Below are 13,616 nucleotides of genomic sequence, written 5' to 3' on the forward strand. Positions count from 1 at the left end.
CATGTGCCTCGGAATCCCAGGACGGATCGTCAAGATCGATGACCACCTGAAGAAGCTGGCGACGGTCGATGTCAGCGGCGTCAGGCGGCAGGTCAACATTGCCTGCATCGTCAACGAAACCCATTCCGTCGACGACTGCGTCGGCGACTGGGTGCTGATCCATGTCGGCTTCGCCATGAGCCGCATCGACGAGCATGAGGCCGCCGAGACCCTGAAAATTCTTACCGAACTCGGCGAAGTACAAGCCGAAATGGAGTCGATGAGGCTGTCGTCGGTGCATTAGACCGCCGTCGGCGCGCTTCAAGTTCTGTTTTTATGCACGTCGTTGTCCCAAAACCGCTCCGCACTTTTGGGCGGCATGCAAGAGGAGGACGCCAGAATGTCCAGCGAAAGCGAACTGAAAGCGCTCTATCCGTTCCTGCACGGCAAGGCGCAGGACCCGGAAAAGATGAATGCGGCTTTGCTGCATTCCGTTGCCGAGAAAGCGCGCGACACCCGCGAAACCAATGAGAGCTTCTTCGGCGGCCAGGCCGAAATCCTGGTCGCGGCCGCGCACACGCTGGCGGATGTCTACCGCAACCATGGCCAACTCTTTTCGATGGGCAATGGTGGCTCGAGCTGCGATGCTTCGCATGTCGCCGTCGAGTTCGTCCATCCGGTCACCGCCAGCCGGCCGGCGCTCGCCGCCACCAATCTCGTCGCCGACCTCGCCATGATCTCAGCCGTCGGCAACGACCTCGGTTTCGACCATGTCTTCGTGCGCCAGCTGCTGGCGCACGCCCGCAAGGGCGACGCCGTCATCGGCATTTCGACCAGCGGCAATTCGCAGAACCTGGTGTCGGCCTTCGCCAAGGTCAGGGAGATGGGCGTTCACACGATCGGTCTCGCCGGTGGCGACGGCGGTCGCATGAAATTATCCGGCACCCTCGATCATCTGCTGGTCGTGCCGTCGACCTCGATCCACCGCATCCAGGAATGCCACGTCGCTGCCTACCACATCCTGTGGGACCTCGTGCACACGCTGCTCGCCGACGAACGTGGTTCCGCCGCCGGAAAAGGAAGCGTCCAATGAAATACACCGACGAATTCCGCGACCGCGAAAAAGCAAAAATCCTGATCAAGGAAATCAACAAGCTCGCCGCCACGATCGAGATCGCTAGGACGCGTCCAATCAACATCATGGAAGTGTGCGGCGGTCACACACATTCGATCTTCCGCTATGGGCTTGAAGGCATGCTGCCCGACGCCATCGAACTGGTGCATGGGCCCGGCTGCCCGGTCTGCGTCTTGCCGATGGGCCGCGTCGACGACTGCGTATCGATCGCCGAACGGCCCGAGGTGATCTTCACAACCTTTGGCGACGCCATGCGCGTGCCGGGTTCGAAGAAGAGCCTGCAGCAGGCCAAGGCCGACGGCGCCGATGTGCGCATGGTCTATTCGCCGATGGATGCGCTGACGCTGGCCAGGAAGAACCCGGATCGTGAGGTTGTGTTCTTCGGCCTCGGTTTCGAGACCACCATGCCGTCCACCGCGCTGACCGTGCTGCAAGCTGAAGCCGATGGCATCGAAAACTTCTCGGTGTTCTGCAATCACATCACCATCGTGCCGACGATCAAGGCGATCCTCGACAGCCCCGACCTGCATCTCGACGGCTTCCTCGGCCCAGGCCATGTCTCGATGGTCATCGGCACCGCGCCCTACGAATTCATCGCCGACTTCTACAAGCGGCCGATGGTCGTCGCCGGCTTCGAGCCGCTCGACGTGCTGCAGTCGATCTGGATGGTGCTGAAGCAGATCAAGGATGGTCGCGCCGAGATCGAAAACCAGTATGCCCGCATCGTGCCTGAGGCCGGCAACAACGCGGCACTTGCCGCGGTCGGCAAGGTCTATGAACTGCGTGAATTCTTCGAATGGCGAGGGCTTGGCTCCATCGACCATTCCGGCGTCAAGGTGCGCGACGACTACGCCCGCTTCGATGCCGAGCGCAAATTCGCCATTCCCGGGGTCAAGATCGCGGACCCGAAATCCTGCCAATGCGGCGAGGTGCTGAAGGGCGTCATCAAGCCATGGCAGTGCAAGGTGTTCGGCATCGCCTGCACGCCGGAAATGCCGCTCGGCGCGCTGATGGTTTCGTCCGAAGGCGCTTGCGCCGCCTACTACCAGTATGGCGGCGTCAAGAAGCACACGGCGGCCCGGCCCGATGCCAGCGTGGCGGCCGTGTCATGAACGTGCGGCCACCGCCACCCAAGCGCGTGCTGGGGGGCGTTTTCATCCCGACCGTGACGCTTGCCCATGGCGGCGGCGGCAAAGCGATGAAGGATCTGATCGACGACGTGTTCATCAGCGCCTTTGCCGGCGCGGCACCTGAGGTTCTGGAGGACCAGGCCCGTTTCGATCTGACAATGCTGGCGACTCATGGCGACCGCCTCGCCTTCACGACAGACTCTTTCGTGGTGGATCCGCTGTTCTTTCCGGGCGGCGACATCGGCAAGCTTGCCGTCTACGGCACCGTCAACGACCTCGCCGTCGGCGGCGCAAAGCCGCTCTATTTGTCCTGCGCCGTCGTCATCGAAGAAGGCATGCAGGTCGAGACGCTGCGCCGCATAGCGCTGTCGATGGCCGAGGCCGTGCGCGAGGCCGGCGTCAGCATCGTTACCGGCGACACCAAGGTCGTGCAGCGCGGCGCATGCGACAAGATCTTCATCACCACCACCGGCATCGGTGTGATCAGGCCAGGCCTCGAACTCGGCATTGATCACGTGAAGCCGGGCGATGCCATCCTGGTCAATGGGCTGCTCGGCGACCACGGCGCGGCGATCCTGTGCGCACGCGGCGACATGGAGCTGGAAACCTCGATCGAAAGCGATTGCGCGGCCTTGCACGGGTTGATCGAGGTGCTGCTGGCAGCCGCACCCGGCACGCGTTGCATCCGCGATGCGACGCGCGGCGGTGTCGCCACGGTCCTCAACGAGATCGCCGACGCCTCCGGTGTGTCGATCGAGATCGACGAAGCTTTGACGCCGCTACGCGAGGAAGTGCGCGGCTTCTGCGAGATCCTCGGTCTCGACCCGCTCTATCTCGCCAACGAAGGCAAGATCGTCGTCGTCGTGCCACCTGAGGAAAGTGCGGCGGCACTTGCCGCTCTCTCCGGCCATGCGCTGGGCCAGGGGTCATCGATCATCGGCCATGCCGTGCGCGGCGAGGCAGGGCGCGTCACCATGCAGACGGTATTCGGCGGCCGGCGCATCGTCGACATGCTGGTCGGCGAACAATTGCCGCGGATTTGCTGATGCACGAGCTCGGCATCACCCGCAACATCGTCTCAATCGTCGAGGAAGCGGCGAAGGGCCGCCGTGTCAAACGGGTGACGCTCGACGTCGGGCAATTCTCCGGCGTGATGCCCGACGCTATCCTGTTCTGTTTCGACATCGTCGCCAAGGGCACGCTGCTCGATGGCGCGCTTCTCGACATCCAGAAGATAGCGGGGCGGGCGCGTTGCCGGAGTTGCGGCGGGGCCTTCGACACCACCACGCTCTACCAGGCCTGCGCCTGCGGCTCCCGCGCCATCGACCGGCTGGCGGGTGAAGAGCTGAAAATCCGGGAAATGGAAATCGAGGAGGCTCCCTGATGTGCGGAACCTGTGGTTGCGGCTCGAAGGACGAAACGCGAATCCTCGACCTCCAGACCGGCAAGGAAACGGCGCTGGGCAACGCGCATGATCATGCCCGTCCGCATGACGACGGCATGCAGCATCGGCACGACCACGGTCATGAGCACAGCCACACTCACCCGCACGACCACGACGACGGTCACATCCATGATCACGAACATCCGCACTGCCACTCTCATGCGCATAGCCACGGCCATGAGCAAGGCCACGACCACCGGTCGGACCACGTGCATGAGCATCACCATCATCACGATAATGCGCATGGCGATGCGGAATTGCATGAAGCCGGTCACGATCATTCCCACGGTCATCACGACTACGCCGATGGCCATCACGATCACTCGCATGATCATGGCCATGACCATGACCGTGACCGTGACCGTGACCATGGTCACAGCCACAACCAAGGCCACAATCTGGTGGTCGAGCTTGAGGCGCAGATACTTGCCAAGAACGATATGCTCGCCGCGAAGAATCGGGGTTGGTTCGCCGGCCGCGAAATCCTGGCGCTGAATCTGGTCTCCTCGCCCGGCTCCGGCAAGACGACGCTACTCGAGCGCACCATCCGCGACCTTAAGGACAGGATGCCGATCTCGGTCATCGAAGGCGACCAGGCGACTGCCAATGACGGCGAGCGCATCCGCGCCGCCGGTGCCGCCGCTGTCCAGGTCAACACCGGCGCCGGCTGCCATCTCGAAGCCGATATGATTGCCAAGGGCCTTGCCGAGTTGAAGCCGGCAGTCGGCTCTGTGGTCATGGTCGAGAATGTCGGCAACCTCGTCTGTCCGGCAATGTTCGATCTCGGCGAGCGCGCCAAGGTCGTCATCCTGTCGGTGACCGAAGGCGACGACAAGCCGCTGAAATACCCGCATATGTTTCGAGCGGCGGAGATCATGGTCATCAACAAGACGGACCTGTTGCCGCATGTCGATTTTAATGTCGAGGAGGCCATCGCCAATGCGCAAACGGTCAATCCGCAGATCAGGGCGATCCAGGTCTCGGCGAAAACCGGCGACGGGCTCGCCAGCTGGTACGACTGGCTGCAGGGTGAGGCGGCTCAAGCGCGGCTTGCAGGTTAAGCGATATCACAATGCCTCGACACGAGGCTTGCCATCACATCATCGGATCGAGAGGACGAAGTCATGAAGGACACGATCGTATCCGCTTTGCCGCCGACACAACATGCGCCGGCGGGTCATGGACTTCCCAATCCCTTCGACGATCGGCCAACTCGGGTGAGAACCAGGGCGGCGATGACCTACGTCCTGCTCATCGCCGCCAACATCACGGCATGGGTATGGGCGTGGATCGCCTTTGCCGATCGGCCAGCGCTGCTCGGCACCGCACTGCTCGCCTATATGTTCGGCCTGCGCCATGCCTTCGACGCCGACCATATCGCGGCGATTGACAATGTCGTGCGCAAGCTGACGCAGGAAGGCAAGGCGCCCTACTCGGTCGGCCTCTTCTTCTCGCTCGGGCACTCGAGCATTGTCATCGTGGCCTCCATCGCCATCGCCGCAGCAGCGACAATGATGCAGTCCAGGCTGGACGAATTTCATAGCATAGGCGGCGTCATCGGCACCGGCGTGTCAGCGCTGTTCCTGCTGGTGATCGGCATTGCCAACCTGTTTATCCTGAGAGGCATCTGGGCGGCGTTCTCTCGCGCGCGGCGCGGCGAAAAGGTCGTCGACGAAGACCTCGATGCGTTGCTTGCCGGTCGCGGCTTCATCGCCCGCATCTTCGGCCCGCTGTTCGGCATCGTCTCGCGCTCATGGCACATGTATCCGATCGGCTTCCTGTTCGGCCTCGGCTTCGACACCGCCACTGAAATCGGCCTGCTCGGCATTTCGGCAACCCAGGAGGCGCAAGGAATGTCGTTCTGGTCGATCCTTGTCTTTCCAGCACTCTTCACCGCTGGGATGTCGCTGATGGACACGACCGACAGCGTCCTGGTGACCGGCGCCTATGGCTGGGCTTTCGTGAATCCGATCCGCAAGCTGTGGTACAATCTTACCATCACGGCGGCGTCCGTGGCCGTGGCGATCTTCATCGGCGGCATCGAGGCGCTTGGCCTGATTGCCGACAAGCTCGGCCTCGAAGGTGGGATCTGGGGCTTCGTCGGCGCGATGAACGACAACCTCGCCAATTTCGGTTTCGCGGTTGTCGGCATCTTCCTCGCCAGTTGGCTGATATCCACTGCGGTATACAAGGCGAAGGGCTATGACAGCTTGTCGGTTCGGCAAGCCCGATTGGATCGATGACTTGCAACAAGTTGATCCATGATGTGAGGTTCGTCGGCATATAGGCAGGCATTGCGCCGGCGGATGGCCGGGGAAGGCCCTGGAGCCACAGGAAGACCTCCATGGTCTTCCATGCGTCTTGCCCGCCCGAGCCAAGCCGATTTGGGGTCAGCACGGCGTTGAGGCCAGAGCGCCCGCCGATCTTCTGACGAGAGCGCGACTGCCTGCGTCCTCGTCGCGCACATCCGAACCCACGCGACGCCTCGCAAGGCCTCGTCGTATCATCAGGATCCAAGTATCCATGATCATGAAGGACAATTAGCCCAAAGCCTAAAAGCTAATTTGACTAACTCTAGACGAACTGTTGAAGACATTTTCCAGTACTTTCTCATTGCGCACGCGCTGATAACCTTCTCGATCCTTCGCAAACGCGCGTGCTGGCCGCGCGGTCACGCTAATATAATCTGTCGGTCGTGACAATCGCGGGCATCAAGGAGCGAGCGGTTTCGGTCGGCGTTGGGCGCAGTAATAAGCAGCCACAACATTATTTCGAAATACTTCGCCTTTGAAATCGGATTTTGTTCACCTGGCGCTTTAATCCGGGCGGAGGGCGATGAAATGCGGAGGAACGGGGCTGGACAGGGCCGAGTACGTTCGGACCTTGCAGCCTGCGGGGCTAGATCTTCGTCCTGAGGCCTTTGGGATCGAAGAAAGCCTGCAGGGATGCGTCGGCGTCGAACAGCTCGCCGTCTATTTCGATCTGCCAGCTTCCCGAGTCGATCCACCCGCGACTGACTCCACCAGCGTGGTTGACGTAGCCGAGTCCTATCGATGACCCCAGGGTAAAGTTCCGGACCCCAGAGGAGATGTAGCCGACAATGCCACCATCGTAGCGGATTAGCTCCTCGCGAAAGAGTAGGGGGCTTTGGATCCCGCAGCTTAAACGACAGAAGCGGCTTGCGCGGCGTGCCTGCCGCCTTCTGGGCCTCTGTGGCGGCCTTGCCTTGGAAACCACAGGCCTTTGACCAGTCGATCGTAAACCCAAGTCCGGCCTCGAGCAGTGTGTCGACCGGGGTTAGGTCAAGCTCGTACTCACGGTATGCTCGCTCGGAGCGGAGGTGCTCCAGGGCGTGATAGCCTGCCGGACGTAACCCGTGCTCGCCACCGGCTTCCCACAAGACATCAAAAACGTGCTGAGCCATCTCAGTGGGAATATGGAGCTCCCAGCCCAGTTCTCCGATGTACGTCAGCCGGTTGGCGATAACCCATGCTCTCCTTGTCTGCGTGCGCGCCATTAAGCAATCCACTTGTGCTCGTGCCTGACAAGATTAAAAGCTTCGACTAGGCTGTGGTCTGTTTTACTGTGTTTCGTTTCTCGAAGCGATGTATCGCCGTCAGTGCTGCAGTGATGGCGTCGATTTGCGCCATCCATCCAGCTTGGTCGCAATCATCGGATGTCTCATCATCGGGCACGGCGTTTTTCGTCAGCGCCGACGGATGGCTGGTCACTAACGCGCACGTCGTCGACGGTTGCAAGAGCGTAACGGTGGTCGGCCGAGGTGAGGTCACCGACCTTAAGGTCGACGTTCAAAAGGACTTGGCTGTTGACAAGAGTGCTGGCGCCGTACCGGCTGTCCTCAAGTTGAGGAATTCTGAGCCGCGGCTGGGAGAAGACGTCGCGGCGTTCGGCTACCCGCTAACGACCGCCCTGTCGAGTTCAGTGAAGATCACGACCGGCAACGTGAACTCGCTACTCGGAATCGGTGACGACTCCCGCTACCTGCAGATTTCTACGCCAATTCAACCAGGCAATTCCGGCGGTCCCCTCGTAGATCGAAGCGGTGCGGTCCTCGGTATCACGACGGCGGTCCTAAACGACCGCGCGACCGGCATAATGTGCCCCAGAACGTCAACTTCGCCGTCAGGGGAAGTGCGGTTCGATCGTTCCTTCAGAGCCGAGGCGTGGCATTCGATGCCGTCGATGCCATCGGGCCGCACCTGGAGACGGCGGATCTCGCAGAGAAAGTCGCACCAGCTGTGGTGCTGGTCCTCTGCCATAGTCGTGAGAGTGCTGCTGTCACCGACGCGGCGCCCGCTACGAGCAGCCCCGCCCCCGAGCCCTACGTGGCGTCGCGACCCTTCCGCAGCGTTGACGATTACGACGTGATCGGTTTTGACTACGCGACGCTGCGAAACGTTTCCGAGGCTCAATGCCACGCAGCCTGCAATGCCGATCGTTCTTGCCGAGCTTCGACCTACAACAAGCTGGCTCGATTTTGCTTTCTGAAGAGCGACGCCAAGTTGCTCGTGAAGAACCCGGATGCGTCGGCCAGCGTGGCCGAAGAACTGAGTTCTAGCGTGCTGGTGTCCACGTTCGCCGTCGCTTCTGGTCGTGACATGGTGGGCGGCGACTACGCGCGCATAAAGACAGATTTCGTGGGATGCTACATTGTGTGTGAGGCCAATCTGCAATGCCGCGCCTTTGCGTTCGTGAAGAAGAAGCCTACGTGCTGGCTGAAGGATCGGTTGGGGTCGCTTTCGGCAGAGCTGGGCGTCGATCTCGGCGTCAGGTGAACCCGCCTCGCTCGCGGCGCGCGCCTTCCGCCTCGTCAAAGACCCGGAGCTAGACGATGATTCGTGCCTTCCTTGTCGTGACGATCGCGACCCTCTTCGAAAAAGCCGCTCGCTATCGTCCTCGCAGGCCACAACGGTTCAGGAAAGTCCACGATGTGGCGGAAAGTCCTGTCGGATCGTCTGCAAATTCCACTCATCAATGCTGACCGGATGATGCTGTCGATTCTGCCTGAAACGGGCAGCGATGGGGCTCTTGTTCCCGGGCACAATCTCTCAGGGATACCGATAGAAGCTGGATGAAGGTGGCGCAGGATGGCGTTCAAGCTTTCGTCGGCCATGCGATGCAGTCCAAAGTTCCCTTCGCTATGGAGACGGTCTTTTCGTATTGGGAAGAGCTTCCGGATGGCATCGTTCATTCCAAGCTCGATCTCATCCGTGACATGCAGGCAGCAGGCTATTTTGTTCTGCTGCTATTCGTCGGCCTCGCCAATGTCGAACTTTCAATCCTGCGCGTTCAGACTCGTGTCGCGGAACATGGGCATGACGTTGAGACGGAGCGGCTGCTGCGCCGGTTCCCGAAAACCCAAAGAGCCATCGGGGCAGCGTCAATGATTGCCGATGCATCGGTGTACGTAGACAACAGTCGAGGAGGGGTTGGCCTTCACGGTCTGCCGTGTGCAAGTGGGCGAACAGTGCCTGTACGATCTGAGGCAGACGGGCCGCTCGGTACCATCGGCGATCGCACAATGGATTGATATCGTCAGCCCGCAAGCATGAAACGCAACAGCTTCTCCTTTGACAGCAGCCCGGCATCCTCGAGCGCCTCGAAATCCGGCAGTCGCGCAGCGTCTCAAGCCCGAACTCCAGCAGGAATTCTTTGGTGGTGACGTAGGTGTAGGGCGCGCCGGGTGTTGGGCTGCGCGGACCGGAGGCGATCAGACCGGCACCGCGCAGATGGCCGATCAGGTCGACCGCTATTGCGGCGACGGGTATGGAGACAGAGTGGGCCAACTCTTTGCGAGGTCGATACCAACTGTGGCAAGCTCGGACATAGATGGCTCCTCTGCTAGGGACGATAACATCCCGACTATGGCGCAATACGACGCCGGGAGAAGCTCAAGGCGCTGCTGCGCAAGAAGGCGGCCAGAACCTTCAACGCCCTCTCCGACGCTCTCGGCGAAATCTGCCACCTTTTTGACCCGACACAGTGTCGAAACTTCTTCAAGGCTGCCGGATATGAGGCCGATTAAGCGCGACACGCGCTTTAATCGGCGTCCGCTGCCAGAGGCACGCAAGCTGCGGCGATATTTGGAGAAGTTCAGCTGCCGATCTCATCCCGAACTTCGCTGAACGCCACCGTTCTCGGGAGGTCGTTCAAGCCCTTCGTTGAGTCAACCATCAATCAGGCAATCGCCAAGCGGTTTGCCCAAGAAGCAACAAATACAATGGACGCCGCGTGGCGTCCAACTGCGAACGCGCATCCTCGACGGCACGCTCGACAGCGACTTCAAGCGCTGGCGAGAAACGGCTGAGACCAGAAAATGCACCCAAGCTGGCCGCCTGACGACCCCCAGCTTTTTCATGCTCCCCTTCCTGATCAGCACTCGCCAATACGCGTCAGTCGCAACATCTCCTTCAAAAAAATTCATAGACTCTTAGCAATTCCAAACGGCTGGGCAGGGTAGACCTATCGCAACATCTTAGGTCAGCGGGTCAACGCCATTGTGCCATGTAGTCTCCGGCCGCCGAACGCGGCAAGTCACTTTAAACAGGACGTCAAGAAGGATGCTCACCTCTGTAAAGGAGCGTATATATCATACTTAATATAATGATACGTCTATCAAATAATTGTCAAATGTAAAAGCCGTGAAGCCAAATAGAAAAGGTGTCTAACCAAGTTGCCTTTCTTTTTATCATTCATGATTATTACCAATGACACTGTCAATCGCCTAAGGACGGCGGCATTTATTATGCGACGCGCAAGCAGAGACGATAGATCCACTCACTCATCCAGGCACTCAGACGAGACCGCTCTATTCGGAACTAAGTCTGTGACTTTCGCTGAGATTTCAGATGAGGACCACTGCCTCGTCAAGCGGAGGCGAATTGGCTGCTGCAATCGTTACTTGCGGCCGCGAGCGAGAATTGTCGGAACAAGGCCAAGCTCATGAATTGCCGTCTCGCCGTCCCGGTGACCACGCACGGCCCGGTTGATCGGAGGGGTGAGGATTCGACCAAAGGCAACTGCGGCCAAACGAATCGGTTTGCAATTCCGGCTTCGCCGAAACGCGGATTGTGCTGTGTTGACCCCGGTTTCTCCCAAGAGCCTCAGTGGCACCGACATGCAGAGCCGATGCCCGCGAGGAAGCTCGCAGAACACTACCCTCCCAAGAGGAGAGACAAACGGCTGAGCCTGCTTGCGGCTGGAAGAAGGCAAAAGAGTACGTGGGATCGCAGCTAATGAAACGTCGTAACGCCGCGCGGCAACGGCAGATGCCGAACCTTGCATCGATCGACCTGAACCTGCTGATCGTGCTTGAGGCGCTGCTGGAGTACCGTAACGTAACTCGTGCGGCCCACCACGTTGGCCGAAGCCAACCGGCAACCAGCCGGGCGTTGGCAAGGCTGCGCGGCCTGTTCGATGACGATCTCCTGGTTCGCGCCTCAACCGGATTGACTCCGACGCCGCTCGGCGATCGCCTCGCCGAAATGCTGCCGGCAGCGTTAGATTCGATCAGTGAGATCGTAACGAGCCGCTCCGCCTCCCCGGAAAGGCGGTGGAAGGCAACGATCATGTTACCCGACCATCAAGCGCTGCTCTTGCTGCCGCGGCTGTACGAGCGCGGCATTCATCTCGACATTGCCACCGATCGGCTCCTCAGCGATGCCGCGAGCCGGCTTGAGCAGGGTGAGATCGACCTGGCGATCGGGCAGATTGACGCCGCTCCCCCTGGCTACATGCGGCGCAGCCTGTACACCGACCGCTTTGCTTGCCTGGTACGCCACGAACACCCAGCCGTGACACGGGGATGGACCAGGGAGAATCTTGCGTCGCTCCGCCACGCGGCCATCTCCTCGAACTTCAACGGCGGTTTCGGCCTGATCTATGATAGCCTGGCTAGGTTAAGCTTGCCGGACCAAGACCCAATGCTGGTTTCCGACGTGCTGACGGCTGCCCTAGTGATCTCGACAACCGACATGGTGCTAATCGTACCGCAGCTCGTTGCTGCGCGACTCGCCGCCATGCTGCCGCTGACGGTCGTCGACCCGCCTGTGCAACTGCCGACCTATGAGATTGGGTTGATTTGGCACGAGCGTTGCCATCACGACCCGGGCAATAGTTGGCTGCGCCGCGAGATCGCCGCCGCGCTGAGCCCCCACAACAAAACCGTCGAAACAAACCGAGGCCCGACGGCCGAATGTTTCGTCACATCGCAATAGCGTTGAAGTCGGGCATGCCAGTCAGGGCCAGGATGGCGCGTTCGGTTGCAGATTGATAAAGCCGTCGTTCTCTAGGGCGCGGATGTTGCGTGCGAGGATTTGATGCGCTTTAGGCCGTTGATGATGTCGGCGAGCCCCGCCCGCAGCGTCTGCCCGATGGTGCCCGGGCCGAGGTCCATTGGAGGATTATCGAGCAATGCAACAGTCGCGTTGCTGTCGAGATAGCTGAGCTTGCTATGGACTGTGGCTTCGAGGCGCTCAATCGCGCCTGGCATTGCCTCGCCTTCTTCCTCGATGAGGGCGGTGAGTTGATCCGAGAGCTCATCATTGAACTGCAGGAAGATGTCGTCGACACGCCTCCAGCTTCCGCCACGGGTTTCCACATCGATCAGCCGGTTGATCCTGCTCTTTACGTCGTCCCTCAGTGTCAACGCAGTGCCGAGACACGCCTCCCATGTGTCCTTGATGTTTTCGACCAAATTCACGATGACCTTCTTGCCTTTCTGATGGTCGGTCACTTTGACGCCAAGCAGATCAACGAGGTGATCATCGTTGCCAAGCCGCTGCTCCACCACGGCGATCAGACGCTCGACAATCTCGCGCCTGCGGGCTGCATCGCCTTCTTCCTTGGGCCATTGCGACGACACTATCATCGCGATTTTTTCAGAATTCGCCTCCGCCAGGGCAAAGGAAAGCTGTCGCTCTTGAGCCTTGGCCTTGGCCAGGCGAAACAAGGTCTCTATCACCTCGTCCTGTTTGAGGGAGTTGGTCGGGACTCTGTTAAGATCTATGCCGTTTACCGCGATCTCTTCCGCGCCGGAGCCGTGTGTCTCGTCCTGGACCACGCCGTCGGCCGTCTCGTCCACGTATTGGAGATTTCGCAGATTCTCAGGACATGCCAACATCAGCATTAACCGGCTGGTCGAGTTGTGCAGCTTTGCCTCCTGCTCGTCCGGGGGCGTCGCAGCCAGCATCGGCCCAAGCCAATCGGTAACTTTCTTAGTCAATCGGGCCAACTCGGCGGTCTGGCCCGCGCCGATTTGCTCGCTCAGACTTAGAACGTGATTGGAAATTGTTGCCGCCGCGCTGGCAACGCCCTGCTTCAGCACGTCCGAAAGAGGCCGCTGCGAATGCCCTTCCGCTTCGCTCCGGTCTATCCCCTCCCCGTTTTCGACACGTTCCGAAAGGGTATCCTCGGCGTTCTTGACGGTGTTCGTCGGTTGTTCATCGTCGTCTGCCGGGAGATATTGAGAGTTCGTCATGACAGTGCCTTCAAATAACCGAACGTCTTGTTCCGTTAACACTCCAGCTTCTTCCATGTCGGGTAGCCTCAGGCCGAAGCCCCTGAAATACTCTTTCATCCTCCTTTTCACCTGCTGGAATCCGGCTTTGCCTCCGCGGGCAAGTCGCAGAAGGATAACGCCGTCTTCGTTCATCTTGCCTGTGCCGCGCTGCAGAAGCGCAAAGCCGTCTGCTTTACCATCCTCACCGGTTTCATAAGGCATTTTTTTCAGGATTCCGACCAGACTATTGAGCCCGCTCTTCTTCACCAGCACGACAGCTTTCTCCTCCGGATCCCCGATTGTGCCAACGGCAAAACAGAACTCCACATCGGCTTTGCCTTTGGTCTGTTCGATCAGGTTCAGGAACGTCAGTGCTCTTTGCCTGTTATGGGCCTTAGCCATTGTTTG

12 protein-coding genes and 3 pseudogenes are annotated in these 13,616 nt (G+C 59.9%); 11 read left to right on the plus strand and 4 right to left on the minus strand.

The window, feature by feature from the left end:
- The first annotated feature begins 1 nt into the window (after position 1).
- The 7 genes from ACFSOZ_RS03810 to ACFSOZ_RS03840 all read left to right on the plus strand — a co-directional run bounded on the left by ACFSOZ_RS03810 (position 2) and on the right by ACFSOZ_RS03840 (position 5,931).
- Entirely contained in the window at positions 2-283 is a 282-nt protein-coding gene (locus tag ACFSOZ_RS03810; protein ID WP_095090125.1) for a HypC/HybG/HupF family hydrogenase formation chaperone, read from the plus strand.
- A gap of 96 nt (positions 284-379) precedes the next feature.
- Entirely contained in the window at positions 380-1,072 is a 693-nt protein-coding gene (locus tag ACFSOZ_RS03815) for a D-sedoheptulose-7-phosphate isomerase (protein WP_379093714.1), read from the plus strand.
- The gene (hypD, locus tag ACFSOZ_RS03820; protein WP_378920640.1) at positions 1,069-2,226 is read left to right on the plus strand and encodes a hydrogenase formation protein HypD; all 1,158 of its coding nucleotides are present in this window, start codon (positions 1,069-1,071) and stop codon (positions 2,224-2,226) included. The genes ACFSOZ_RS03815 and hypD overlap by 4 nt, the downstream gene beginning before the upstream one ends.
- Positions 2,223-3,290 (plus strand): hydrogenase expression/formation protein HypE, encoded by a 1,068-nt coding sequence (hypE, locus tag ACFSOZ_RS03825; protein WP_095090128.1) that lies wholly within the window; start codon positions 2,223-2,225, stop codon positions 3,288-3,290. The genes hypD and hypE overlap by 4 nt, the downstream gene beginning before the upstream one ends.
- Positions 3,290-3,628: a hydrogenase maturation nickel metallochaperone HypA/HybF gene (locus tag ACFSOZ_RS03830; protein WP_095090130.1), complete on the plus strand. Its 339-nt coding sequence runs from the start codon at positions 3,290-3,292 to the stop codon at positions 3,626-3,628. Before hypE ends, ACFSOZ_RS03830 begins: the two co-directional genes overlap by 1 nt.
- Positions 3,628-4,749 carry a hydrogenase nickel incorporation protein HypB gene (gene hypB / locus ACFSOZ_RS03835; RefSeq protein WP_378920637.1) on the plus strand — a complete coding sequence of 374 codons (1,122 nt, stop codon included), beginning with the start codon at positions 3,628-3,630 and terminating at the stop codon, positions 4,747-4,749. Before ACFSOZ_RS03830 ends, hypB begins: the two co-directional genes overlap by 1 nt.
- A 174-nt stretch (positions 4,750-4,923) precedes the next feature.
- Complete coding sequence (locus ACFSOZ_RS03840; protein ID WP_378920660.1) at positions 4,924-5,931, plus strand: HoxN/HupN/NixA family nickel/cobalt transporter; 1,008 nt, start codon at positions 4,924-4,926, stop codon at positions 5,929-5,931.
- A gap of 655 nt (positions 5,932-6,586) precedes the next feature.
- Here ACFSOZ_RS03840 and ACFSOZ_RS03845 read toward each other — a convergent pair.
- Together ACFSOZ_RS03845 and ACFSOZ_RS03850 are read right to left on the minus strand one after the other, a co-directional pair.
- The gene (locus tag ACFSOZ_RS03845; protein ID WP_245331254.1) at positions 6,587-6,925 is read right to left on the minus strand and encodes a glycine cleavage T C-terminal barrel domain-containing protein; all 339 of its coding nucleotides are present in this window, start codon (positions 6,923-6,925) and stop codon (positions 6,587-6,589) included.
- 64 nt (positions 6,926-6,989) lie between these two features.
- Positions 6,990-7,205 (minus strand): annotated as a pseudogene (locus ACFSOZ_RS03850) (hypothetical protein); the annotation flags it as partial.
- 113 nt (positions 7,206-7,318) lie between these two features.
- Between ACFSOZ_RS03850 and ACFSOZ_RS03855 the strand changes: the two are divergent.
- The 3 genes and pseudogenes from ACFSOZ_RS03855 to ACFSOZ_RS03865 all read left to right on the plus strand — a co-directional run.
- A pseudogene (locus ACFSOZ_RS03855) lies at positions 7,319-7,729 on the plus strand (S1 family peptidase); the annotation flags it as partial.
- Positions 7,730-7,872: 143 nt separating this feature from the next.
- A complete protein-coding gene (locus tag ACFSOZ_RS03860) occupies positions 7,873-8,484 on the plus strand; it encodes a PAN domain-containing protein (RefSeq protein ID WP_378920633.1) in 612 nt (203 codons plus the stop codon).
- A gap of 296 nt (positions 8,485-8,780) precedes the next feature.
- Complete coding sequence (locus ACFSOZ_RS03865) at positions 8,781-9,239, plus strand: hypothetical protein (protein ID WP_206073790.1); 459 nt, start codon at positions 8,781-8,783, stop codon at positions 9,237-9,239.
- Between the two features lie 5 nt (positions 9,240-9,244).
- Here the strand turns inward: ACFSOZ_RS03865 and ACFSOZ_RS03870 are convergent.
- Positions 9,245-9,456 (minus strand): annotated as a pseudogene (locus ACFSOZ_RS03870) (SMC-Scp complex subunit ScpB); the annotation flags it as partial.
- A 1,488-nt stretch (positions 9,457-10,944) separates the two neighbouring features.
- On the opposite strand from ACFSOZ_RS03870, the gene ACFSOZ_RS03875 reads away from it, so the two are divergent.
- Positions 10,945-11,925, plus strand: coding sequence for a LysR family transcriptional regulator (locus ACFSOZ_RS03875; RefSeq protein WP_095090136.1), 981 nt, complete (start codon positions 10,945-10,947; stop codon positions 11,923-11,925).
- 71 nt (positions 11,926-11,996) lie between these two features.
- On the opposite strand, the gene ACFSOZ_RS03880 is transcribed toward ACFSOZ_RS03875, so the two are convergent.
- A complete protein-coding gene (locus ACFSOZ_RS03880; RefSeq protein WP_379093717.1) occupies positions 11,997-13,610 on the minus strand; it encodes a hypothetical protein in 1,614 nt (537 codons plus the stop codon).
- Between the last annotated feature and the right edge of the window lie 6 nt (positions 13,611-13,616).

The organism is Mesorhizobium newzealandense (assembly GCF_042682145.1).
Lineage (GTDB): Bacteria > Pseudomonadota > Alphaproteobacteria > Rhizobiales > Rhizobiaceae > Mesorhizobium > Mesorhizobium newzealandense.